Source organism: Cytobacillus sp. Hm23 (assembly GCF_051842895.1).
In the GTDB taxonomy this organism is placed as follows: Bacteria; Bacillota; Bacilli; order Bacillales; family SM2101; genus Nanhaiella.
In genome coordinates, this window is the sequence record NZ_JBPXRQ010000047.1 from 1 (window position 1) to 24,690 (window position 24,690).

Consider the following 24,690-nt stretch of genomic DNA (forward strand, 5'->3'; position numbering starts at 1 on the left):
TGCCCTCACCACTTCATGTTTAAATTCAATAGAGAAAAATTTATTGGACATAAAAAAGCCCCCTTAAGGTAATCAGATTTTATTTTTTAATCTGTCTACCTTAAGGGGAGCATATCAATGAACGTCATCCTCTTTTTGTTTATTTACATTAATACTTATATAAAATTTTACGCTTCACATTATAGCATCATTTAAACTGGATAAACAGGATGCTTACGATGGACATCTGCTATTTCTTTAGTTTCATAAATTGTAAACCTATCAATTAACTCTTTTCTTAAATCATTTGGTGAAACAATTGTATCTATAATCATTTCAGATCCTAGCTTATATATATCTATATGCTGTTTATACTCCTCTTGCTTTTGCTGAATATATGCTATTCTTTCTTTTGGGTCTTCTATGTTACTGATTTTGTTAGAATAAACTGCATTTACTGCCGCTTCAGGACCCATTACAGCTATTTGCGCAGTTGGAAGTGCAATACAGCAATCAGGCTCAAACGCAGGTCCCGCCATTGCATATAACCCTGCCCCGTAAGCTTTTCGAACAATAACAGAGATTTTTGGTACAGTAGCTGAGCTCATTGCAGCTATAAACTTAGCACCATGTCTAATTATCCCAGCCTGTTCAACCTTTGTTCCTATCATAAAACCTGGTACATCCGCTAAGAATAATAAAGGAATATGAAATGCATCACACAGTTGAATAAATTTAGCCCCTTTATCAGCGGAATCAACAAATAAAACTCCACCTTTCACTTTCGGTTGATTGGCTATAATACCAACACAGCGACCATCTATTCTAGCTAAACCAGTAATAAGCTCGGCAGCAAATAATTTCTTAATCTCAAAAAAACTATCTTTATCTACAAGTGTGTTAATACAATCATACATATCAAAAGGGGCATTTTGGTGGACAGGAATGATGTCAGCCAACCTCTTAATTTGACTCGATTCTTGTCCCTCAATAACACTTGGTTTAGACTGGGAATTAGCAGGAAAATATGTTAAATACGTTTGGGCTAAGCGAATTGCTTCTTCTTCACTTTCAGCAAGTACATCACCACATCCACTAATTGTACAATGCATGCGAGCTCCACCCATTTCTTCAAGCGTTACTTTTTCACCGATGACCTTCTCCGCCATTCGAGGGGAACCTAAATACATTGATGCATTCTTATCGACCATTATTACAATATCACAAAAAGCTGGTATATATGCTCCACCAGCAGCGGATGGCCCGAACAAAATGCATATTTGAGGAATGACCCCAGATAGACGTACTTGATTATGAAAAATACGGCCAGCTCCGCGACGATTTGGAAACATTTCTAACTGATCAGTAATACGCGCACCAGCCGAATCGACTAAATATAACAACGGCACCTTTTGTTTCTCGGCTGACTCCTGGATGCGAATAATTTTTTCTACTGTTCTTGCTCCCCATGAACCTGCCTTCACAGTCGAATCATTTGCCATCACACATACTGTTTGTCCATTGATTGTTCCAGTTGCTGTAACAACTCCATCAGCGGGTAAATCCCCAGCTTGATCGTTAGCGAACATTCCATCTTCTATATATACCCCTCTATCAAACAGCTGTTTCAATCTATCTCTAACAAATAATTTGTTCTGCTCTTTTTGTTTTTGATGATACTTTTCTGCTCCTCCACGCTCAATATTTTCTAGTTTTTCTGATAAAACTTTATCTAAATCTCTTACATGAACCATTGTTTAAATTCTCCTTCCCTTTATCCTAATACGATGAGAACATCTCCTTCATTTACGAAATCTCCTATTTCCACTTTTATTTCATTAACAGCCCCTTCTAATGAGCTCTCAATTGGTATTTCCATTTTCATTGATTCTAGAATAATGACCTGTTGGCCTTTTGTAATATGTTCTTCCTTTTCAACTAATAAATTTAGTACAGTACCTGCCATCGATGCATATATTTCTTTCATACCATATATCCTCCCAAATCAGGTGATTTTTTACCTATTAAATGGTCATTTCACAAACTTTTACTATTGGAACTAAGATAAAACAACTAGATGAAGTTCTACGAGAGAAAATCAGCGTGAATACTGCCTTGATAAAAAAGAGGTAGTATAACACCCTTCTCGAAACATCTCATTTTGAATAACCTTTTCAAGTAAAGGTAAGTTGGTTTTTATACCTTCAACTTTCATTTCTTTAAGCAATTTTTCAGCCTTATGTAATACATCATTTCGATCAAGACCATGTATAACTAGCTTTGCGATCATCGGATCATAAAATGGGGTAACTTGGCAACCTTCATCATATCCTTTATCTATTCTGACACCCTCTGTTGATGGATAAGTTAATACATTAAGAGTTCCTGGCGAGGGCAAATATGTAGCTGGATCTTCTGCATACAATCGAAATTCTAGCGCGTGCCCGTTACTATTTATCTCATGCTGTAATAATGGCATGTTCTCCCCACATGACAACTTTATTTGCCACTCAACTAGATCAATCCCTGTAACCATTTCAGTTATCGGATGTTCAACTTGTAACCTCGTATTCATTTCCAAGAAATAGAAATTCTCATCGTTATCTACTACAAATTCAACTGTTCCTACATTGGTATAACCTACATGTGCCGCGACTTTTAATGCACAATCAAGCATTGCTCTTCTCGATTCCTCTGATAGGAACGGTGAAGGAGTTTCCTCAATCACCTTTTGATTTCTGCGTTGAATTGAACAGTCTCTCTCAAACAAATGAACAATATTACCAGCTGTATCTGCACATATTTGAATTTCAATATGCCTCGCATCGGCAACATATTTCTCAATAAATATTTCATCATTCCCAAAATATGCTTTAGCACGGTTTTTAATTGACACAACCACCTTCTTTAATTCTTGCTCATCAATACAGCGTTGCATCCCAACACCGCCACCGCCACTACTTGCTTTTATCATTACTGGGTATCCAATTTTGTCAGCTATAACACATGCCTCTTCAACTGAACTAACAGGTTCATGACTTCCTGGTACAATAGGTACTCCAGCCTTTTGCATTTCCTTTCGTGCTTGGATTTTTTCTCCCATTAAAGCTATAACGTCATGTTGTGGGCCAATAAAAGTTATACCATTATCATTAACTAACTTTGCAAACATTGCATTTTCGGATAAAAACCCATACCCTGGATGAATGCCATCTACATTTTCCTCTACCGCTAATTTTACGATAGCATCCATAGCCATATATGATTTTTGAACAGGCGATTCCCCGATACGGACCGCTTTAGTAGCTTCATTTACGTATGGTAAATTTTTATCAGCATCAGAATAAATCGCTATTGTCTCAATCCCCATATTGTTACATGTTCGTATTACCCTAGAGGCAATCTCCCCTCTGTTCGCAATTAGTATTTTCTTCATTTGCACACTCCTGTTCTATATCTTATTTGTATATATTTCTACAAAATTTTTAATATTCCTTCTATTTATGAAAACGCTTTCTAATTATTTTCTACAGAATTTTGTGTCATTTTGTTATATAATAAAAATATAAGGTTATGTGGGAGGAAGATTATGATGGAAACTTATAAAATAGAACGATTACTCGTAAACTATAAAACAATAGAAGAATTTAAAAAATTTAAAGAATATGGTCTACAAGAATTATCTATGCTCGATGATCTTCAAACAAATATCATCGAAAACAATAGTGATTCGCCATTTTATGGAATATACTACGGTGGTAAGTTAGTCGCTAGAATGAGTTTATATAAAGTTGATGCAAAATATGATAAATACTTCGAGCCACCACAAACATATTTAGAGCTATGGAAGCTTGAAGTATTACCTGCATTTCAAAGGAAAAATTTTGGAACCGCTTTAGTCAATTTCGCGAAAAGTTTTAACCTACCTATCAAAACTAACCCCCGTGTGAAATCAGCAGAGTTTTGGACTAAAATGGGGTTTTCTGCTGCTACTTATGATGTAGAAAGAGACTTTGGTGAAAATCCGTTATTATGGCATCCTAATGGTGTTAAAGAACAGACTCGATAATATATATACCATTTCAACGCATTCAATACATGGACATAAAAAAGAAACAGTTTATTTTAATCTAACTGTTTCTTTTTTTATTTTTTGTAAATTTCATAGGTGCTATTGATTATTTTTCAACCCTTTCTAAATTCCCATTTCTATCCATTTGAAATTTCACTTTACTTTGCTTTTCCTCTTCTTGCAGCACAACCATCTTCCTTGCACGTTCCATAATTTCTATTAACGCTTTGTAATCGTCTTCAACTTGTCGTAGATTAGTTAACAGCGATTGATTCTCTTCATCTACCTTATCCATTTTGTTTTCTAAATGCGCCACACGTTTTTTTAACTGTTTATTTTCTACAACTAATTCATCATATTCATTTTGGGATGAGTCGATAATTTGCAAATAAGTTATTACTTTTTTCAATGATAAATCATCAACTAAAGGTTCGAATGACTGAAAGTCATTTTCTTTTTGTTCAACTGTGGTAAGTGTTGATTCTTGCCCATTTTTTAATTGCTTTCTTTGTTTCTTAGCAAGCTCTATACCAGACTTATATTGTTTACGAACATACGAATTCCACCTGAAACCACAGGCGGCTGCAGTTCGTGATAACCGTCTGCCGACTTCCTCAAAAGCTGCCAATTGCGTTCCACCTTCACGAATATTCCTCAACACAACCTCAGCTAACAGTAAATCCTCATCGTTTGTCCATGCATCCTGCCGAGTCGTTGACATTATCCTACCTCCCAGTAGCTTTTTTTAATACATATGCTGCTACTAGAAAAGATAGACTATATATAAACTATCACAATGCAAATAATCCATGTTTTATCCATATACAACACATAAATCATTAAAAAGCATATTATTTGCTATTCAAAAAAGCCTCTACTGCATGGTGATGCTCATCTCTTGCCCATAAAGATGCACATTGTTCAATTTCTGCAAACATTCTTTCTTTTAAATGATGCGCTTTCCATTTATTAATTAATACCTGTTTATATGAGGATAGTACGTGTACATCTGTTTCAAGTAGTGGTTTCAAATATTCTATACACTGTTTCAATAAGTCTTGGTTATTGAACACTTTATTGACAAAACCAATTTCATAAGCCTTCTCTGCAGAAATCATTTTTGCAGTCATTAGCAATTCAAGTGCCTTATCATATGGAATTTTTTCATTTAATAAGGTTGCTCCACCCCAACCAGTTGTTATCGCTAATTTACTTTGTATAAATCCTAGTTTACTGCCCTGCTTAGCTAAACGAAAATCACATGCTGTTGCTAGCTCACAACCGCCTCCAATTGCAAATCCATTTAATAGTGCCACAGTTGGTTTAGGAAGTGTCTGTAGCGAGTATAGTATTTCACCCATTTTTGAAAGCATTTCATATGCTTCTCTTTTTGTTTTTAATTGATGAAATACACTTAAATCACCTCCGGAACAAAATGCTTTATTACCAGCGCCAGTAATGACCATTGCTTTCATATTAACCGTCTCTCTCACATCATTTATAAGCGCTTCCAATTTATTCATAACATCATAATCGATCGCATTTCTTTTGCCCAAACGGTTAATTGTAGCCCATACTATGCCATTTTCGTCTTTATTAATAATCAATTTTTCCACCCTTGTACCTTCTCCCCGCTTATATAATAATATAGAAAAAAACACAAAGAATTTTCTCTTTGTGTTTTTTAACGTCAGCAATCAACATCATTTAGTTGCTAACTACTTCTTTTCCTTTATAAGTACCACATTCTTTACAAACGCGGTGAGCAAGCTTCATTTCACCACAATTTGGGCATTCTACCATACCAGGGGCTTGTAATTTGAAATGCGTACGACGCTTTCTTTTTTTAGTTTTAGATGTTCTTCTAAAAGGTACAGCCATTATTCCCACCTCCTTAAAGAGAATTAAAATCATATGAAGGCCGGATAATGCCGGTTCTTCGTTTTGTTAATTTTCTTTATTTTTGTCAAAATATTTTGCTAATCCAGCTAAACGTGGATCTATCTGATTTTTTACATCTTCCTCTGTAATAACAGACCAATCTTTTCCAGATTGTAATACTTGATCTTCATGTACACTTTCTGAATATATCTGCATCGGAATTTCAAGAAGAATATTTTCCTTTATGATCGGAAGAATGTCCACGACATCTCCTTCAACATTATGAACCTCATCTTCATCATCAAAATCAGATTGTTTAAATAAAAAGGTTTCCGTCGTTTTAATAGTAAACGGAAATTGTACATCAACCAATGTTCTCGAGCAAGGTAAAACCATTGAACCAGTAATTGTTAAGTGAAAAATAACTTTAGCATGACTTACATCTGCTACACCTGTCACTTTAACAGGTGAAATATTACGAATTGACTTCTCAATATGTTTAATGTCACTTACATCTACAGTTTCATCAATCAATATGTCCTTGTTCTGTAATTGGTATAGTTGATGAATTGTCCATTTCAATTATATCACCTCAAGGCAACAAAGGTAATTATAGCTTTGTAAAACACATTTGTCAATATTTTTTCTTTACATCTACATACATAAATAGATCGTTCCTTTAACACTATTATTCATCGAAAGCAGCTTCCTTACCCTCCTATTTTCATTAATTTATTTGAGTTAATAATTCCTGGGAATTTGAGAGATGGAACTTCATTTTCATATACATTATAATAAAAGAAGTCATTGTATACATTTTTTCCAATATTAAACTAGAACTGAGGTGTATAAGTGAAGGCTGCAGGCGTTATTGTTGAGTACAATCCATTTCATAATGGACATTACGTTCACTTACAAGAAACAAAAAAGCAAACTGGCACTGATTGTGTTGTAGCAGTTATGAGTGGGAATTTTCTACAACGAGGTGAACCTGCACTAGTATCTAAATGGGCGAGGACGAAGATGGCCTTAGAAGCTGGTGTAGATATCGTTGTGGAATTACCCTACGGCTATGCATCACAAAATGCTGAAATGTTTGCAAATGGAGCGATTTCAATATTATCCGCTCTATTATGTGAAGAGGTTTGTTTTGGAAGTGAGCATGGAGAAATAAAAGATTTTCAACATGCTGCTCAATTTTTGAAACAAGCTGCACCAACATATAATGAAAAGGTTAAGAATGCAATAGATAAAGGTTATAGTTACCCGAAAGCATCATCAATTGCCTTTAATGAAATAAAAACTACGAATGTGAAGCTTGATTTATCAAAGCCAAATAACATTCTAGGCTATCACTATGTGAAAGCAATCCATGATCAGCATAGTAACCTAACTCCATTAACGATCACTCGAACAGGGGCTCAATATCACGATGAGGAATTTACATCCCCTTCTATCGCTAGTGCAACCAGTATACGTCAAACTTTATTCTCAAAGAGCGGTAATTTAAATGACATAGATAACTACATCCCTGTATCTACAAAGAACCACTTGATTAATTATTATAATCAGTACGATCGATTTCATAGCTGGGAGGCTTATTTTCCATTACTAAAATATAAGCTATTAACTTCCAGTCTAGCAGAGCTGGAATCAACATATGAGTGTGAAGAAGGGTTAGAATATCGACTTATGAAGTACATAAAAGAATCGACGTCATTTATAACTTTCATGGAAAAAATTAAGACAAAACGTTATACTTGGACTCGACTTCAGCGACTATGTCTATATATATTAACGAATACTAAAAAGGATGACTTACAACAATTATCTACCCAATCTCCATATATCCGTTTATTAGGTATGAATATGAGGGGGCAACAGTATTTGAATGAAGTAAAGAAAAAAATACAACTACCTATCATTTCGAAAGCAGCTTCCTTTGATGACCCACTATTCATGTTAGATATTACTGCTGCACATGTATATGCTAGTATCTTACCAGAACCTTTATGTTCGACAGCAATTAAACAAGAGTACTCAACTCCACCGATTAGATTTGATGAAGATACTAGGAAATTTAAATAGCGCTCTATTCATAAACTTTGGTGCTCTATTATTATTTCTAAATTAGCACTGTTATATAAGATTAGCTAGGATTTTCAGCGTTATGTAAATGAAAAAAACACCACGAACTATAGTTTAAATAATACATGTTAATCTATTTGTACGAAAAACAGCTATATAAATAAAGAAGGCAACCTCTACATTTATGTAAGAGATCTGCCTTCAGTTGCAATCAATGGAAAGCAAAGTATGTAATATTACTCTGGCTGTATAGATTGTAAATAGAGTAATGCATCTTCAAATGTATCTACAGGTACAATTTCCATTGTTGTTCCAATATCTTGAGCTGTTTTTACAGCTTCATTATAGTTTGAGTCACTAGCCCCGTTCTGATTTGGCGCGAAAAAGATTTCAGCCCCTGCCTTATCCGCCGCCACAATTTTTTGAGAGATACCACCTATAGGTCCGACTGAACCATCATTAAAAATTTGACCGGTACCAGCGATGTCAAAGCCTTTTGTAAGATCTTCTTCAACTAATTGATTATAGATTTCTAATGTAAACATTAATCCTGCAGACGGACCACCTATTTTCTCAGAATTAATTTCCACGCTTGGGTTTACGTTAAGTTCCACATCTTCTATTAGTTGTACACCTAAACCGACTTGATCTTTATTTTCCAATGTAATTAACTCAATATCTTGAACAACCGTTTCACCATCCCTCTCAACAACAACCTCAATTACATCGCCCTCTTTTTTTGTTGATAGATAATGAGTAAGGTCTTCATAACTTTTCACATCTAGATCGTCTACTCGTATAATGCGATCAGCTGTTTTTAAAAAATCTTTAGCTGGTACATTGTCTAGTACCGTATAGACAAATAAACCATTATACTTATACTCTACACTTTTATCTGCTTGATTGTACGCTACTGATATAGCACTGTTTTTTGAGTTCTCCATATTATGTAATTGAATATATGAATATTCCTCATCACTTCTATCTTGGAGAATATCTTGTTCAGGGTAAATCATTTGGTATTCACTCAATTTCGCCCAAATATATGAGACAACATTTGCTTTTCCCATTCTAACTGTTGTTAGCATTAATGACCCTTCTTCTTCGTATCCACCATCAACTTGAACAATAGGAGCAAGCTCTTGTGCTGTTCCAGGTTTCGTAATATAAAATGGTAGCTGTACAAAAGTAATTAGCATGGCAAGTATAATACCAATAAATAACGATCTAATATAACCTTTAGTCTTCACCTTGCTGTGACTCCTTCCACGTAGAAATAACCGTAATAATATTTTCGAGCTGTTTTCTCGTTTCTTCCTCGCCTATTTCAATAATCTCCTTAATGTTGGAAAATGCTTTTGAACTAATATGTTCCACATGTGGTCGAATCATTATATCAGAAGCAATTTCCCTATGGCTAACTAGCTCTTCTTGCATGATGTCTATACTTTGCATAATCACGTCAAAAATGGATGAGATATTCTCATTTCTTTTAACATGTGACACATCGACACCAATCACGATATCAGCACCCATCTCTTTCACGACTGATACAGGTATGCGGTCAACAACGCCTCCATCGACTAGCACTCGATTGTTTATTTTTTCTGGCACAAAAATTCCTGGAATTGCAATACTCGCACGGACAGCATCAGCAACTGGTCCCGTTCTAAAGACTACCTTTTCTCCCTTTATTAAATCGGTAGCTACAATAGCTACCGGAATATCTAAGTCTTCGATCATTTTCCCATGGGTAAATATACGAATGAGTTCTTTAACTCTATTCCCTGCCAAAAACCCCATCCTTGGAACAGTAAAATCCAAGTAATATTTTCTTTTAAATGCATTAGCAACTTTATATAGACGATTTATGTCTAGCCCAGCTCCATAAAAGGCTGCAACAACGGCACCCATGCTACTACCCGCAATAAGGTCTATTCCTATGTTTTCTTCTGTTAAGACTTTAATAACCCCTAAGTGGGCAAAACCTCTTGCACTTCCAGAACCAAGAGCTAGACCAATGATAGGATCTCGCATGAGAAATACCTCCAAAAAAATGATCTATATTCAATCTTATGGTCTAAAGAAAGGTGCTATACACGTATATTGAAATATAAGTTTGTACAACTTTTTACCATGATACATTTGTTCTTTCATTCTAACACCTACTACATCCATTGTATAGAAAGAAGATAAAACGGGAGGCAATACTCTTGAATATAACAAAAGTAAATTCATTAATATTAGCAACAACTGCCTTATTGCTAGCTATAGCCCTTATTTCTTTTCCACAAGAATCATTTGAAGCTTCACAAAGAGGGTTACAGATTTGGTGGGGAGTCGTGTTCCCGTCCTTACTTCCTTTTTTTATTATATCTGAGCTGCTCATAGGGTTTGGAGTTGTTCGTTTTATCGGTTTTTTATTGGAGCCTCTAATGAGACCATTATTCAAAGTACCCGGTGTTGGTGGATTTGTATGGGCAATGGGAATGGCATCTGGTTATCCCGCAGGTGCTAAATTTACAGCAAGATTACGTCAAGAAAATCAGCTAACTGCAATAGAAGCGGAGCGCCTAGTATCATTTACTAATTCTTCTAACCCATTGTTTATTTTTGGCGCGGTAGCTATTGGCTTTTTTCAAAATGCCAGTTTAGGTATCATCCTAGCAATATCACATTATTTAGGTAATATTTGCGTAGGATTAATAATGAGGTTTCACGGCAAAGAAAATGTCATTAGCAAGTCTTCTAATAAGAGAAGTAAAAAAATTATACATGAGGCACTTCGTTCGGCACATGAATCTAGACTGCAAGATAATAGGCCCCTTGGAAAATTACTTGGCGATGCGATTACATCATCTGTTCATACATTACTAATGATCGGTGGTTTCATTATTTTATTTTCTGTTTTAAACAAATTGCTATCTATCGTCCATATAACAGCTGTGGTAGCTTATCTATTGGAATATATGTTAGCGGTTTTTGATCTTCCTGAAGAATTAGGAATTCCTTTGTTTTCGGGTTTATTTGAAATAACATTAGGAAGTCAATTAACTAGTGAAACACCTAATATTAGCTTGATTTACCAGGCAGTGATTACAAGCTTTATTCTTGCTTTCAGCGGATTATCCGTACAGGCCCAAGTTGCAAGTATTCTAGCTGAAACCGATATACGCTTTAGGCCCTTTTTTGTCGCTCGTATCTTTCACGGATTTTTTGCTGCTCTTTTTGCATATATACTTTGGAAGCCTCTATATATTAATGCGTTAGTAAAATCAGAGCACGGATCAAACGTCATACCTTCTTTTTCATTAAATACTAATTTCAGTATATTTTATGATTTGTTACATATCATGTGGTCTTACGGACCAATTATTACCTTGACAACACTTTGTTGCTATGTGTTCCTGTATATTAAAAAATTAAGGCTCTTTTCGTAAGGCTCTTTTCTAAAACATTGTTACTATGGTATCAATTAGTAATATAAAATGGTTTTATATTGTTAGCCATCGTTATACAGAAGAAAAGCTGCCATGAACTTTAGTTGTGTACGTGTATACTTCATAATACGAAAAACAACTATCAATGCGAAAGCAGCCTTTTGTAAACTATGTTGATATTACGAGTAAATTAGCACAGTAAAAAATTCGTTTAGTGGTTGACATCTTTTAAATAAGAAATGCGCCATGAATGCTAAATCTTATGTTTTAGTACGGGGAACAACTATAATTAAAACGACCATCAAAGTGATGGTCGTTTATTATGTAAGCGCAAACATTATCAACGTTATTCAATAAAAGATGTCTGTTCGAACAGTAGGCTATACTATATATATGTAACTAGTTAAATTTCTGACGTAACACTTTTTCTACTACATCAGGAACTAGCTCTGATACGTCACCATTGTACTTGGCTACTTCCTTTACAATACTTGAACTTAAAAAGGAATATTGATTATTAGTCATCATAAAAAAGGTTTCAATATTTTCTTCTAGAACTCTATTCATAGAAGTTATTTGCATTTCATACTCAAAGTCTGAAACAGCTCGTAGACCACGTAAAATCGCTTGTGCATTCTTACTTCTTGCATAGTCAACTAATAGCCCTTGAAATGAATCAACATAAACATTATCAAAATCTTTCGTAACCTCTTCTATCAGTTCCAACCTTTCTTCTACAGTAAACAATGGTTGTTTGGATGAGTTGTTTAAAACAACAACATAGATTTTATCAAAAACCTTTCTACCCCTTTTTATAATATCTAAATGACCATAAGTAATGGGATCAAAACTTCCTGGACAAACAGCAATATTCGCCATATTCTTCACCTCCATATTTCTAGCTATACTGATAAATCGTTATGGCAGTGATTCCGTATATCTCATGTTTTATTTGTGAAACACCACCGATTGTATTAGGTAGCTTTACGTCTGTTGAATGTTCAACGACAATATGCCCACCTTCATATAATAAACGATTATTTTCTATCAATTCAATAATGTTCTTGATCTTCTGATGCTTATATGGGGGATCTAAAAATATTTTAGCAAAGCGTAAATTTCGTTTTACAATCGCTTTTAACGCACGTTCTGCATCATTTCGATATATTTCTACACGATCAGTAAATTTGCAGTATTCAACATTTGTTTTAATCGTTTGTATAGCCTTCATATCTCGATCAACAAATATGCAATATTCCATCCCCCTACTTAAAGCCTCAAGCCCTAAGCCACCACTACCTCCAAACAAATCTAAAGCATAGCCACCATCAAAATATGGACCAATCATATTAAATATAGCTTCTTTTACCTTATCTGTTGTTGGACGTGTAGATTTACCCGGCACTGCCTTTAACGGCAACCCTTTACAGCTTCCTGAAACTACTCTCATTAACATCACCATTCTTACAAAATTGTAAATAAGTTAAGCATTATTTATTATAGATGATAAAAAAATATTTTGAAAGTGTATACAGTCACTTCAAATGGTCATAATTAGTAGTAACAACATCAAATTATTGATGTTGTTGCCAACCGCGGAGAAGACTTACGTTTCCCCATAAGTTCTTCCTCCGGTTTCTCCTCTCCCTTTGCCTTCTTATCTATGGGTGAAATTTCGAAAATTATCCCTATGATATAGAAGGACCCTGTAGGTATCTGCAGGGTTTTTTTTGAATTTATAGACTTTTTTTAAAAACGTTGTTGCTGTAGTTCCTAACAGCCATTGTTCAATAGAAGAAAAGATGCCACGAAATTAAGTTGTATTTGTGTATATTTTTAGCTTAAAAACAACCACTTATTGAATATAATGCTCACTTTGCTTTGTTATTAATATGTAAGATCAATTGTTTTTTGATCTTTTTGAACCAAAACTGCGAATAAATCAGTTAGCCACGTTTCATAAATATAAACAGAATTATCAACCTGTTCCATTGGTTTAGATAATAATCCCCATTCTTCCTCATTATATATAAAATAGTTTTTATTTAAGTAAAATCTCCAAACATCTTGCCCTTTTTCAATATAAATGGTTTCTTGATCTGATAGAAATGAAACCTTATACCCAACTTGGCGCAACACATCCTCTAATGGGAACATGAGCTGACCATTTCTGTTAATGGCAGGTCGATTAACAATTTCTTTACTATTAATGAAGTAGTTTCGCCCATCAACGAAATAGAGTGAAATAGTCTGATTCCTTTGACTATTGTTTGCTGAAAAGAACGTTGTTTTACCTAAATCAATAGCTGATAACGACCTATCTAATAGTTCGGATGAAAGCTTCTTATTTTCATAAGTAAATATCATTTCAATAAATTCATCAAGAACTTGTCTAGATAACTGAGTGATCATTTCTTCAGAAAGTCTATTAGAAAATTCATCGCCAACACTTCTGTTAAGAAGGATTGATTTCAAGACTTTCAAAATCCATTCATCATTTTCATCATAAGAAAAAGACTCAAATAAAACCTTCTCTATATAACCTTCTTCAATAAAATTAACATCTTCTTTATCATGAATGATTAACGACGGTGTAATAACCAAATCCTCACCAGGAATGTTTACTATCGTTAATGGAGGTGCAGATGGCACACGTGTTATCAAAGAGGCATTTAATATTTCAACTTGATTCCCTTCATTAACATAATATGTAATTTCATCAACCTTTTCACTATCCAATTGTTTGTTTGTCCAAAATATTGGAGGTGAATCAATATCGACATATTCCCATGCATAAAAATCTATATTCTCTTTAGAAATATATTTCTGAAGCGAGGCACCTGTCACCCAAGTCCCTCGAGGTGAATGATCTTCAATAATTTCTAATCGAGTATTTTTCAATTGTTCAGAGTGAAGGTTTATTGACCAATTATCCAACAAGAAAGAATGTAAGGAACTATCAATTGATATTTGATATGTAAAAATGATATGTTGCTCATTACCATTCATCAAGGTAATATTATTGTCATTATAAATAATCTGGCATTGCTCTCCATCTTCTGTTTCACAAAACATTTGCTCTTGCTCAATAACTGATGGTATTGATAATTCGTACATTGGTTGTACTAAACCATTATACGATTGTGTTACAACTAATGCGTTATCTTTCCGCACAAGCTGAATTGATTCATTTAACTGGGCATTATTACGCGTCATCATTACTTTTTGTTCTGTATTTCCAGTGTAAGAAAACCATTGCAATATGATGAGCGCCAAACTTACAGTTGATAAAAGAAAAAGAATTGTATACACTGAACGTTTCATAACTATCTCCTAACTCATAACAACAACTAGAGTATGATTATTTTACCATAATCACACTCTTTGTTACTCACAAAATATAGATAACCCCTTCCATGTTGGGAGGGGCTATAGTCCTAATTTATAGTCATATTCTTTAGCTTCATCAGGTTTAGAATTTTCAAATTCTATCTTCAAAAACGGCTTGTGAGATACCTCGACCTTTTTAACAAATGAAAGACCATTTAATTTATTGCACATATGGTCTACTTCAGACATATCACAATACAGGACTACATACTTTAAACGTTTTGATACATAATGTACATTCCCGTACTTTCTTAATAATTTTGCTTGTTTTAATGAAAAAAGCCATACTATAATCCCTTGTCTTTTGGAAAACATTACAATACTCCCCCGCTTGATTATTGATCTAGTGACAACCGCAGCTCCCACCTACACCACAACCACCTCCACAGCTAGAAGCAGCATCAAAGAATGGATTACCTGTAGGAACTTTAATTGAATCGGAGACGGTCTTTCCAATAATAATGCTAATTTCATCCAATAACACTTGAATGGAGTTCTCAGCTTTTTTAAACTCAGAAATGATTTCGTTTAAATCTACCTCACGTTTTATCTCTCTTACTTCTCGAGAGATTTTTTTGTAATCAGGATGATATTTTCCAAAACGTTGAACATCTTCGTACTGTTCTTTTATATTAACAAATTTATCGATTAACGATTGAGCATCCTCGTTCTTCTTCAATTTATTTAAACAAATATTATAGTTTTCAAAAACCTCTGAATCAAGAATCATCTTTGATAATTCTTCAGCCCCATCAATAATTTCGACTGTTTCTAAAGTTGCAAGCATGATCACACCTCCATTCATTATCATAACATATTCTCATAACACGTGTATCTTTCCTTATATTTTTTAGGAGGCTGTTTTCAAATTGATTGAAATTTTTCTTACTAAGGAATAAACACATTTATAAAACTATAGCTTAATGGCAACCTATCTTTTATAAACCGATGACAATGCAATGATGTCTCATTTCGCTATAATCATTTTGTATAATTAACAACAAAGCTTTTAAAAAGATCCTTATACATACTATATAATTATTTGATCGTAACTTGAAATTCCTTTGCTTGTTGGTAGCTAGTAGAATCATTATGAACAAGATCAATTTTTATATTGTGTGTTCCTTTAGGTAAACCTTTAATAACAAATGCTGCTGTAGAAATTGTTTCCACTTTCTTATTATTGACAAAGACCTCAATATGTCCTTCACCATTTTTATTTGCCTTTTTTTCCTTTTGGAAAACAAAATTAGGTACATAACACTCAACGTACACATCTTGCCCTTTCACAAGGTGTGTGATAGATATCTTAGACATAGTTTGTTGTGTAGTGGCCTGAATCGCAACCTTATCTAGGTTGTTGTCACGTACACTTATTACTGTAATATCCGCTTCTGGAGTAGGTTTTTCATTTCCACATGCTTGAATAATCGACATAGCTAACAATAAATATATTGTGAACATTTTCATGTAATCACTCCTTTACAACATTATTGTTAGCTATGATTAGAGAAATTCATTCATTTTTTTGCAAAAAAAAAAAAACTAAGACAGAGACTAGCTACTTTGATCTGTTTGAAAAAAATTAGCTAACATAGAAAACATTTGAAAAGAGTTAGAAAATGAATCAAGCCTATGTTGAAAAGTCTTTCCATAATACGATCTAGCTTCATTTTCAAAAGCTTTTATCGATTCAGGATTCCTCGAAAGTTTGCGGTACCAAATCGGTTGAACTCGTATAAAATGCTGTAGCTCTTTGTTCGATTGTATATATTCATAAATTGTTGGTCTCATAGTTTTTCCAACTCACTTTTTTTAATCTTTTCGAAACGAGAAAGGAGTAAGATCACTCGTTACCTGCTGTTGCTTCAGCTCTGGCTGAAATTGTTGTAAAACACTTTGAAGGGTAGTGATCGCCTCTCCAAATGTATTTAAATGTTGCTCAACTTGATTTAAGTCCATATTTTTTAAGGAAGATAAAAACGTTCCTAAAATCTCTGGCTTAGTTTCATTATTGTCTTCACTACTGTCGTTACTATTGCTTCCTTTATATTCATCCCACATTTCATCATCATCACCAAATAAATACCAGTCTTCAAAAAATTCTTGCCATGTCTTCTCACCTTGTCGTACTTCACCGATGAGTTTAGGATGTTGTTTAACAAATTCTTTAAACTTCTTAACATCAGGGTGGGCTCGTTTTTCCATCTCATTCACCTCATATACACTAGTACCTAATATAATGTATCAGTTTACCTAATCCGTTGTTCGCCCATTTTCCCGTAAATCGTAAGTCTTTCTCTATTCCCAGGATTCAATAAAATTTTGTGTATAATATTTTTTGTACACTCCAACACCTAAATCTGTAAAATTCTCATTTAATAACGTCTCTCTGTGACTTTTGCTATTCAGCCAACCAACCATAACTGCTATCCCATCAATATACTTTGCAGCTATATTTTCTCCAGCAGAAAAGTAATATACATTTCCTTCTTTTAAACGTTCTGGTAGTCCCCCACTTAATGGAGAAGTGTGAGAAAAATAATTTTCTTCATACATTTCTTTACTATGTTTATATGCAACGATGGCAGCTTCTTCATTCCACTGTACGGAAGGTAAATTATACTGATTTCTAATTGTATTTGTAAGGTCCAATATTTGTTTTGCGACGCCTTGTTCAACTAAAGCTAATTCCTCTGTCGATAGCTCCTCAGAAGATAATAAATCTCCTCTATATACTAGTTCATATGGTCTTTGTTTTATTAACGTATTTGCATCCATATATCTAATACTCGACAATTTATTTGAATATCTATCAAAATACAATTGGATATAAACATCGTTTATTTTAACTAACGGTCGAATTTCTAAGTCTTGTTCTGTTAGTTCAAATCGATAGTTATTGTTATTAGCTATGAATGATACTGATGGCTCCAAAAAAAATGTGTTTATGATCTCATCAATAGGTTGTCCAATGATAAATGGTTCCGTATTTAATTCCTCTCCAATTGCATATATCGTTGTAACTATATTGTTTTCAACGCCTACTTGAATATATTGTGATGGTTGTTGATTATAAATCCACCAATCGTAATCATAAATGGACTTATCGACTCTTATTGGTTTCCCAAATTCTTTTTCAATAACTTCACTAGGTTTCCCTATAAAAGAGTCTAATCCGTTCAACGTAATTTCACGTTTTTCCACTTCAACGGTACTATTCAACTGTTGATTAACATGAATGATTTCTTCTTGCTCACTGATTTCATTTGAACGTGAATCATTCGTAAAAGTGATGAACCCAATAATTAGATAACTAGTAAATATTGCAAACCCTATTTTTCTTTTCATAGATCTACCTCCTTTCAGTTTCTATAATTCTAGTAAAGTATATTGTTTTTTTTTCTATATAGACCAATAAATTTTCATAGGACTATGTATCAAATGAGAGTTTTCTGTACAATGTTGTATTATTACTAAATTAGCTCAATCCTTTAAGTTTTATACGAATGTTACAGTCAATAGCTAAGAAATATATGAACATGAAAAAGTTATCATCGTATTTACCTCTTAGTATACAAAGAACGTTCTATGAAAGCTCTTTTCATAAACGTTTGGCTTTTATTTCACTTACATTTGCTTACCTGATGTGAATAATATAAATGTTATATATAGAAAAGAAAAGATGCCACGAACGTTAATATTAATCGTGTTTAGCTCTTATAACGAAAAGCAACATTTAAAGCAATAATAACAGAGAATAAAATTAACTCTATTAACAAGGCTATTTCCGTACCCATTTTGCTATTTTTACTAAAAATGGACAGTATGATGGGTTTAATGAGAATTCAATAATTACAAATGTAGAAATGGTGCAACGAACGCTAAATGTATACGTGCACATATCTTAGAACTAAACATAACAATCAACGTGAAAACAGCCATTATCAAAGACACTGATTAACAGTGCCTTTGTTAATGGTGTAGTTCGTCCGTTTCCGAAATCTCAGTTAGCGCATGTCCCGCACTTTCATCTGACATGTTATTAATAGCTAAATCCCCTAAAGATACAATACCCACCATATTACCATGCTCTACAACAGGTAAACGCCTAATTTGGTGTTCTGCCATGAGATTTGCTGCCTCTTCTACTGTAGTCTTAGGATTACACGTGATCAATTGTTCAGTCATTACATTAATGACTGAATTTGAACCAGAGCGTTTCTCTGCATATCCTCTAATAACTAAATCTCTATCTGTAATCATACCAATTAATTCATCTTTATTCACTACAGGAATGGCTCCTACATCATATTCCTTCATCTTAACTGCAGCTTCATATACATTATCTAATGGCGTACAGCATTCGACTGACGTTGACATCACATCGCCTACATAATTCATTGTTAGTTCGCTCCTTCTATATGGATATTGAAAAAATAGCTAATACACAGAACGTAAAAATGGTACATAACCTTCAAGAAAATGGTAAGAAAGTTTATAAATTGGTTATTTTTGTACTAAAATTTGTGTCCAATAATGTCCATAACTGCCGCCAGTCGTATAACCAACTCCTATATGTGTCATGTCATGGTTGAGAACATTAGCTCTATGTCCTGAATTATTCATCCAAAATTTCACAACTTCTTCAGCTGAGCTATGTCCTACAGCAATATTTTCTGCCCCTGTGTGAAAATGAACACCATGAGCTCTCAACATATTAAACACCGAACCATATGTTGGCGATATATGAGAAAAGTAATTTTTATCTCGCATGTCTGACGACTTAGTTCTAGCGATGCTACTGAGAGTTGGATCTACTTTTAATGGCTGTAAACCGTTTCTCGAGCGCTCAGCGTTAGTTAATTGAATTATTTTATCCTCTATATTAGTCTTGACATCGTTTATTGGTATATACACAACTTGCCCAGGAAATATAATGTTTGGATTCGGAAACTGTGGGTTTTCCTTTATTAATAATGACAGTTTTATGTTGTATAATACTGCAATTTCCCATAAGGAGTCACCTGGTTGTACTTTGTACATCATCGTTCTTCCATCAGCAGCTCTAGGCATACATGTAACGAGCAATACCATACAGGTAATCATAGAAATTCATGCATTCTTCACATTAATTCCTCCTTTCTAGAATAGTTTTACCAATACAGTAAAAAAATCTCTTGTATCTAAATTTTTTTATGTACTTTGTTTAATTTTGTGATTTTGATAATGAATTTATTCTTCTAATAATGAAGTAACAATAATCATATTTTAAAGGTTGATTTCCAATTAATAGTTGCTTTTTCGTACAAAGCAATAAACAACGCAGCAAACTAGAGTACGTTGTATATTTTCTTCATTAAAACGATGGTTGTTGAGTCTTTACATGTTACTCTCCTAATTTAGGAACAATTGCTACAACGGATATGATGGTGCTTTTTTATAACACTAATTCAAAACACGTTAAATACGTAATGTAATAACTTCGCATTGCAACTTGCTCAATTTCATACTATTATTAACAAGAGTAAACTTATCTTTTTCAAAGATAATGGAGGGAAATACATAATGAAACTTGAAGCAGTTGGAATTCAAGAAAAATCAGTGGAGTTAGCACGGTTAAATGATGTTATGAAGGAAAATGGACTTGTTTTAGCAGGTCAATGGGATTATGAACGAGTTACATATGACCGTAAATTTGAGTTTAAAAATGAAGTTTATTATTTAAGAGTGCAAGGCTATGCAGTAGAGGGTGACGTAGGTAGTCGTCATGCAATGATAAAGCTGTTAACACCAGTACTAGGAAAGCATTATTATCCTCATGGTGTTGAATATGGTGAAGGTGAAAATTTCCCAAAATCCTTAATTGAACAGTGTGAAAACTTATTGAATAATGTTAAGAAGAAAATTGATTCGCTTTAATAAAACCGCTGTCAAAAGGCTTTAGCAAGTTAAAAACGCATGAAAAATTCATGCGTTTTTAACTTGAATTTCATCAACCATCACGTTAATAGCAGTTGGTCTAATTCCAGTCAATGCTTCAATCTCCGTAACCACTAATGCTTGTAACTTTTTACATACTTGAGCTATATTTACACCATATTTCACACATACATGAATATCAATGATAATGTCATTTTTTTCATTTTTGATTAAAATTCCTTTTTGTCTTTGACCATTGTTTAAAAAGAGATATAGTTGTTCTTTTACATCATAAACAGTACCATCAATTTCTTCAATATCATTGATACAAATTGAGGTAATCACTGCAAACACATTTTCTGTAATGCTAAGGGAGCCTTTTGACAAAAATTGAGTGATCATATGTTATTACTCCTTTCAAATTCCCTTTTCTTTTAGTATATGTATACAAAATATGTTGTTGAAGTAATACTTTTCATAATATAATTTTATATATAAACAAAGTCTGACTTCATTTTGATTATCTCTATCTCACTTAGAAATAAACACCTATTTAATTGGTTTTGTGAGCCTTGTTAACGATGGCAGTCGATAAGATCCTCATCCAGCTTTTCAACTTTATTTATATGTACAGCAGTGCTTTGGAGAGGCACATAAAGAAATGAAAAGATGACAATAAGAAAGGAGTTAAGTCTTGTTAAATAAACAGGTTAGACGTAATTTAGTGATTGCCTTGATTCTTATCACAGTATTTATTATCGGATACTTAATATTGCCAGTATCCATTCCATTAATAATAGCGCTTGTCACTGCACTATTATTAGAACCGATTATTAAGTTATTACAAAATAAAGCAAACATTTCACGTAATTTATCTGTATTTTTTGTTTTTACTTTATTTTTAGTCTTTATTGGAGTTAGTGGATACTTTGTAACGACAAAGGTTGTAACTGAAGTGATAAAAATCGTCGAAAATGCTCCAACTTATATAAATGAAATTAGTCGTGCTTGGGAAAAGTTTGAAAAGAATTTATACAACACTGCACAGGATTTACCGCAGGAGTTTGTAGACGTAGTAACTATTGAAGTTGAATCATTTTTTTCTAACCTTAAGGAAGATGTAACTTCATCATTAACGATTGATAATGTTAAAAATATTTTTACAAATATTCCGAACTTTTTAGTTAGTCTTATCGTATACTTAATTGCACTTTTTCTTTTTCTATTAGACCTCCCACGTTTACGGGGTAGAGTAAACTCACATTTAACCGAGAAAACAGCTGATAAAGTTAATTTTATGTCATCTCGGCTATCCTATGTAATTTTTGGTTTTTTTAAAGCTCAGTTTCTTGTAAGCATTATTATATTTTTAGTATCACTTGTAGGTTTATTATTTATTACTCCAAATATTGCGTTAGTGATGGCCCTAATTATTTGGGCGATTGATTTCATTCCAATTATTGGGTCAATCGTTATTTTAGGACCGTGGGCGCTATTCCATTTGTTTGCTGGGGATGTTGTATTAGGAACTAAATTAGCTATTTTAGCAATTGCTCTTCTTATTATACGTCGTACTGTTGAGCCTAAGGTAATGGGTAGCCATATTGGATTATCACCACTATCAACACTCATTGCAATGTATTTAGGCTTAAAGCTACTAGGGATTTTAGGGTTCATTTTAGGACCGCTACTCTTAATAGCTTTTAATTCAGCACGAGAAGCAGGTATAATTAAGTTAAATTTTAAACTTTAGGTTGTAACGACATAAAAAAAATGGAGCATCGTCATATAGACGGGTACTCCATTTTTTTATGATCATCGTTACCTAATTTGCTTGTATTTCTCAATCTTCCAACTAGGATTTAGGGGGTGTCTCCCCTACCAAAAACCATTATCTATAACACTTCTAGCCAGTACAAACTAAGTAACAATCATAACAACAACATACTTTAAAACTTTTTAGCTGTAAGCCATTCTAATAACCTAGAATTGCTCTTATGACTGATGTAGTATCTCCACCTGGATAAAGCACATATAAAAGGACATATACAGCTACACCTGTAATAGCAGTAAAAAACCATATTATACTTGTAACTGGTCCGATCTTCTTATGTTTTGCGATTCGATTATTAAATCCTAGGTATAATGTAATTAAACCAAAAACCCCGCCAGTAGTAGCAAGAATAATATGGAATATTAAAAACAATGTATAATATATTTTTATATCCTCTGGCCCGCCAAAACTCGTGTTACCTATAAATATTGTTCTAGATACGTAAATGATGAAGAAAGTTAAAGCAAATATAGCAGCCCATATCATAACTTTTTTATGTGCTTCAATCTTTCGTTGTTTTATGAGATACCAACCAATCGCTACAAAAATCGCACTTAGAACAATAAAGCTTGTACTAATCGTAGGTAGAATTTTTATCGTTTGTTCCATATGTCTCCCTCTCTGTATCAATTTTTATGTAAATACATAACTATTTTAGTAAAAATGTTTTACATAATCAATGGATATACTAGTCCCATATTAAAAAATAACGGGTCTAATCTACATTCAGAATGAATGGTGTAGAATAAGACCCACTTAGTATTCCCCTATTTTATCGTTTGAGGTGTCATATATTTTTCAAGCTCTTTTTCCTCTTGCTCACGGTCTTTTTTAGCCCACTGGAAGAATATATGAGCTAAAATCGCTCCGTAGACAATTTCTTGGATAATTTTCATTAATACCCCACCTAGCTGCTGGTCTTCTAGCAATGGTAAAGTATTAAACAACTCAGGTCCAGTTAGCTGTATAGAAGATAGCATATCAGCGGGAACACATAATTTTAATGCATTTACCCAAGCGGTTGGATCACTATAAGTTATATATAAAGGTTCCTGGGCAAATATGATAAGTGCACAGGCAGGTGTTAACAATATCCCATCAGCAAAAATGTAACCGATCTTTTTAATTCCAGATAAGGATTGATTTTCTTCAAGTGTATTTATTAATGGCCACCACATCAACATTGCAGCAATAAATATCCCAATTGTGACAGCGGCATGTAACAAGCTATTTGTTTTCACTATATCAAAAATAACTGGTATATGGTAAAAGGAAAAAGCACCGTTAAACAAAATAAGCGCAATAAGCGGTTTCGAGAATAACGAAAAGACCGGCTTGACATATCGAACATTTAATAACCATCTGTAAAACCAATTCGGGAATGCCAAAATTAGTAATGGTGGAATAATTAAATATAATGTCGCCATTTGAACCATATGAACACTTAACATTAGATGTCCTAGTAGATCAACTGGTGATCCTTTTATAACATACAATAAAACCATTGCTGTTACAAAATAGCTTATTTGCTTTTTGGAAGCTGGGCTATCTGCTGATAACTTCTTTCGCAACGGACCCATTAATAAAAAATAACATGTAACTAATATACAAATCCAAATGAAGAAGTAGGGGCTCCACAATGCTCGAAATCCAAATACCGATAAATCCATATATTCTTCACCTCTTATTGTTCGCAAGTTTTTCTAGATTTTAATGCAATAAGAAAATCGGCAAAATGCCGATTTTCTTATTTACCACCAAACAATTGTCATGAAAGCTAAAACAGTAATTAATCCAACTAATAACCCAGAGTATAGAAATAAAGCAGGTGCTTCATGACCTTTATGATTCATGTGCATAAAATAATACAATTGAAAAATAACTTGTATTACTGCTAGTAATATAATGAACGGAACTGTAAACCAACGTGAAAACTCATAGCCAACAGCTATAAAAGCAGCAATCGTTAAAAATATCATTAAAACAAATGATATGACATGATGCTTCATCTCTTCAGCACTTTTTTTCCTCCGATAAGCTATATCGACTCTCGGGTTACTGGAATTTGAATGATTTGTCGTCAT

The 24,690-nt window shown here is 33.6% G+C and carries 29 protein-coding genes; 5 read left to right on the top strand and 24 right to left on the bottom strand.

The window, feature by feature from the left end; genetic code table 11:
• Window positions 1–191 precede the first annotated feature (191 nt).
• The 3 genes from ACSVDA_RS20960 to ACSVDA_RS20970 all read right to left on the bottom strand — a co-directional run bounded on the left by ACSVDA_RS20960 (window position 192) and on the right by ACSVDA_RS20970 (window position 3,415).
• The gene (locus ACSVDA_RS20960; protein ID WP_485885830.1) at window positions 192–1,733 is read right to left on the bottom strand and encodes an acyl-CoA carboxylase subunit beta; all 1,542 of its coding nucleotides are present in this window, start codon (window positions 1,731–1,733) and stop codon (window positions 192–194) included.
• 20 nt (window positions 1,734–1,753) lie between these two features.
• On the bottom strand, window positions 1,754–1,966 hold the full coding sequence (locus tag ACSVDA_RS20965; protein WP_485885832.1) for a biotin/lipoyl-containing protein: 213 nt from the start codon (window positions 1,964–1,966) through the stop codon (window positions 1,754–1,756).
• Between the two features lie 111 nt (window positions 1,967–2,077).
• Window positions 2,078–3,415: an acetyl-CoA carboxylase biotin carboxylase subunit gene (locus tag ACSVDA_RS20970; protein WP_485885834.1), complete on the bottom strand. Its 1,338-nt coding sequence runs from the start codon at window positions 3,413–3,415 to the stop codon at window positions 2,078–2,080.
• Between the two features lie 156 nt (window positions 3,416–3,571).
• Between ACSVDA_RS20970 and ACSVDA_RS20975 the strand changes: the two genes are divergently transcribed.
• The gene (locus ACSVDA_RS20975; RefSeq protein WP_320208793.1) at window positions 3,572–4,048 is read left to right on the top strand and encodes an N-acetyltransferase; all 477 of its coding nucleotides are present in this window, start codon (window positions 3,572–3,574) and stop codon (window positions 4,046–4,048) included.
• 109 nt (window positions 4,049–4,157) lie between these two features.
• On the opposite strand, the gene ACSVDA_RS20980 is transcribed toward ACSVDA_RS20975, so the two are convergent.
• The 4 genes from ACSVDA_RS20980 to ACSVDA_RS20995 all read right to left on the bottom strand — a co-directional run bounded on the left by ACSVDA_RS20980 (window position 4,158) and on the right by ACSVDA_RS20995 (window position 6,514).
• Window positions 4,158–4,772 (bottom strand): RsfA family transcriptional regulator, encoded by a 615-nt coding sequence (locus ACSVDA_RS20980; RefSeq protein ID WP_485885836.1) that lies wholly within the window; start codon window positions 4,770–4,772, stop codon window positions 4,158–4,160.
• Between the two features lie 130 nt (window positions 4,773–4,902).
• Window positions 4,903–5,667 carry an enoyl-CoA hydratase/isomerase family protein gene (locus ACSVDA_RS20985; RefSeq protein WP_485885838.1) on the bottom strand — a complete coding sequence of 255 codons (765 nt, stop codon included), beginning with the start codon at window positions 5,665–5,667 and terminating at the stop codon, window positions 4,903–4,905.
• Window positions 5,668–5,758: 91 nt separating this feature from the next.
• Window positions 5,759–5,932 (bottom strand): 50S ribosomal protein L32, encoded by a 174-nt coding sequence (gene rpmF, locus ACSVDA_RS20990; RefSeq protein WP_214483229.1) that lies wholly within the window; start codon window positions 5,930–5,932, stop codon window positions 5,759–5,761.
• Window positions 5,933–5,998: 66 nt separating this feature from the next.
• Window positions 5,999–6,514 carry a YceD family protein gene (locus tag ACSVDA_RS20995; protein WP_485885840.1) on the bottom strand — a complete coding sequence of 172 codons (516 nt, stop codon included), beginning with the start codon at window positions 6,512–6,514 and terminating at the stop codon, window positions 5,999–6,001.
• Window positions 6,515–6,784: 270 nt separating this feature from the next.
• Here ACSVDA_RS20995 and ACSVDA_RS21000 point away from each other — a divergent pair, with 270 nt between their 5' ends.
• On the top strand, window positions 6,785–8,020 hold the full coding sequence (locus tag ACSVDA_RS21000; RefSeq protein WP_485885842.1) for a nucleotidyltransferase: 1,236 nt from the start codon (window positions 6,785–6,787) through the stop codon (window positions 8,018–8,020).
• 236 nt (window positions 8,021–8,256) lie between these two features.
• Here ACSVDA_RS21000 and ACSVDA_RS21005 read toward each other — a convergent pair whose 3' ends face one another.
• Window positions 8,257–9,270 carry a SepM family pheromone-processing serine protease gene (locus ACSVDA_RS21005; protein WP_485885843.1) on the bottom strand — a complete coding sequence of 338 codons (1,014 nt, stop codon included), beginning with the start codon at window positions 9,268–9,270 and terminating at the stop codon, window positions 8,257–8,259.
• The gene (locus ACSVDA_RS21010) at window positions 9,260–10,057 is read right to left on the bottom strand and encodes a patatin-like phospholipase family protein (protein ID WP_320208591.1); all 798 of its coding nucleotides are present in this window, start codon (window positions 10,055–10,057) and stop codon (window positions 9,260–9,262) included. The genes ACSVDA_RS21005 and ACSVDA_RS21010 overlap by 11 nt, the downstream gene beginning before the upstream one ends.
• Window positions 10,058–10,233: 176 nt before the next feature.
• Between ACSVDA_RS21010 and ylbJ the strand changes: the two genes are divergently transcribed.
• Window positions 10,234–11,460, top strand: a complete 1,227-nt coding sequence (gene ylbJ / locus ACSVDA_RS21015; protein ID WP_485885845.1) for a sporulation integral membrane protein YlbJ — start codon at window positions 10,234–10,236, stop codon at window positions 11,458–11,460.
• Between the two features lie 399 nt (window positions 11,461–11,859).
• Here the strand turns inward: ylbJ and coaD are convergent, their stop codons facing one another.
• From coaD to ACSVDA_RS21070, 11 genes are all read right to left on the bottom strand, one after another.
• Window positions 11,860–12,339, bottom strand: a complete 480-nt coding sequence (coaD, locus tag ACSVDA_RS21020) for a pantetheine-phosphate adenylyltransferase (protein WP_214483223.1) — start codon at window positions 12,337–12,339, stop codon at window positions 11,860–11,862.
• Window positions 12,340–12,358: 19 nt separating this feature from the next.
• The gene (rsmD, locus tag ACSVDA_RS21025) at window positions 12,359–12,910 is read right to left on the bottom strand and encodes a 16S rRNA (guanine(966)-N(2))-methyltransferase RsmD (RefSeq protein ID WP_485885847.1); all 552 of its coding nucleotides are present in this window, start codon (window positions 12,908–12,910) and stop codon (window positions 12,359–12,361) included.
• A gap of 437 nt (window positions 12,911–13,347) precedes the next feature.
• Complete coding sequence (locus tag ACSVDA_RS21030) at window positions 13,348–14,784, bottom strand: stalk domain-containing protein (RefSeq protein WP_485885849.1); 1,437 nt, start codon at window positions 14,782–14,784, stop codon at window positions 13,348–13,350.
• A gap of 105 nt (window positions 14,785–14,889) precedes the next feature.
• Window positions 14,890–15,165, bottom strand: coding sequence for a YlbG family protein (locus tag ACSVDA_RS21035; RefSeq protein WP_214483221.1), 276 nt, complete (start codon window positions 15,163–15,165; stop codon window positions 14,890–14,892).
• A 28-nt stretch (window positions 15,166–15,193) separates the two neighbouring features.
• Window positions 15,194–15,637, bottom strand: coding sequence for a YlbF/YmcA family competence regulator (locus tag ACSVDA_RS21040; protein ID WP_485885851.1), 444 nt, complete (start codon window positions 15,635–15,637; stop codon window positions 15,194–15,196).
• Between the two features lie 251 nt (window positions 15,638–15,888).
• Window positions 15,889–16,320: a hypothetical protein gene (locus tag ACSVDA_RS21045; protein WP_485885852.1), complete on the bottom strand. Its 432-nt coding sequence runs from the start codon at window positions 16,318–16,320 to the stop codon at window positions 15,889–15,891.
• 87 nt (window positions 16,321–16,407) lie between these two features.
• On the bottom strand, window positions 16,408–16,644 hold the full coding sequence (locus ACSVDA_RS21050) for a YlbE-like family protein (protein WP_485885854.1): 237 nt from the start codon (window positions 16,642–16,644) through the stop codon (window positions 16,408–16,410).
• Window positions 16,645–16,665: 21 nt separating this feature from the next.
• On the bottom strand, window positions 16,666–17,058 hold the full coding sequence (gene ylbD / locus ACSVDA_RS21055; protein ID WP_485885856.1) for a spore coat protein YlbD: 393 nt from the start codon (window positions 17,056–17,058) through the stop codon (window positions 16,666–16,668).
• A gap of 93 nt (window positions 17,059–17,151) precedes the next feature.
• Window positions 17,152–18,201 carry a CAP domain-containing protein gene (locus ACSVDA_RS21060; protein WP_485885858.1) on the bottom strand — a complete coding sequence of 350 codons (1,050 nt, stop codon included), beginning with the start codon at window positions 18,199–18,201 and terminating at the stop codon, window positions 17,152–17,154.
• A gap of 624 nt (window positions 18,202–18,825) precedes the next feature.
• Window positions 18,826–19,254: a CBS domain-containing protein gene (locus tag ACSVDA_RS21065; protein WP_214483216.1), complete on the bottom strand. Its 429-nt coding sequence runs from the start codon at window positions 19,252–19,254 to the stop codon at window positions 18,826–18,828.
• 105 nt (window positions 19,255–19,359) lie between these two features.
• The gene (locus ACSVDA_RS21070; RefSeq protein WP_485885861.1) at window positions 19,360–19,959 is read right to left on the bottom strand and encodes a CAP domain-containing protein; all 600 of its coding nucleotides are present in this window, start codon (window positions 19,957–19,959) and stop codon (window positions 19,360–19,362) included.
• A gap of 459 nt (window positions 19,960–20,418) precedes the next feature.
• Between ACSVDA_RS21070 and ACSVDA_RS21075 the strand changes: the two genes are divergently transcribed.
• The gene (locus tag ACSVDA_RS21075) at window positions 20,419–20,772 is read left to right on the top strand and encodes a YugN family protein (RefSeq protein ID WP_485885863.1); all 354 of its coding nucleotides are present in this window, start codon (window positions 20,419–20,421) and stop codon (window positions 20,770–20,772) included.
• A 48-nt stretch (window positions 20,773–20,820) separates the two neighbouring features.
• On the opposite strand, the gene ACSVDA_RS21080 is transcribed toward ACSVDA_RS21075, so the two are convergent.
• A complete protein-coding gene (locus ACSVDA_RS21080; RefSeq protein WP_320257088.1) occupies window positions 20,821–21,174 on the bottom strand; it encodes an Asp23/Gls24 family envelope stress response protein in 354 nt (117 codons plus the stop codon).
• Between the two features lie 292 nt (window positions 21,175–21,466).
• On the opposite strand from ACSVDA_RS21080, the gene ytvI reads away from it, so the two are divergent.
• Window positions 21,467–22,525, top strand: a complete 1,059-nt coding sequence (gene ytvI / locus ACSVDA_RS21085; RefSeq protein ID WP_485885865.1) for a sporulation integral membrane protein YtvI — start codon at window positions 21,467–21,469, stop codon at window positions 22,523–22,525.
• Between the two features lie 222 nt (window positions 22,526–22,747).
• Here ytvI and ACSVDA_RS21090 read toward each other — a convergent pair whose 3' ends face one another.
• The 3 genes from ACSVDA_RS21090 to ctaF all read right to left on the bottom strand — a co-directional run bounded on the left by ACSVDA_RS21090 (window position 22,748) and on the right by ctaF (window position 24,690).
• Window positions 22,748–23,215, bottom strand: coding sequence for a DUF420 domain-containing protein (locus ACSVDA_RS21090; RefSeq protein ID WP_214483212.1), 468 nt, complete (start codon window positions 23,213–23,215; stop codon window positions 22,748–22,750).
• Between the two features lie 158 nt (window positions 23,216–23,373).
• Window positions 23,374–24,276: a cytochrome c oxidase assembly factor CtaG gene (ctaG, locus tag ACSVDA_RS21095; RefSeq protein ID WP_485885867.1), complete on the bottom strand. Its 903-nt coding sequence runs from the start codon at window positions 24,274–24,276 to the stop codon at window positions 23,374–23,376.
• An 81-nt stretch (window positions 24,277–24,357) separates the two neighbouring features.
• Window positions 24,358–24,690, bottom strand: a complete 333-nt coding sequence (gene ctaF / locus ACSVDA_RS21100) for a cytochrome c oxidase subunit IVB (protein ID WP_214483210.1) — start codon at window positions 24,688–24,690, stop codon at window positions 24,358–24,360.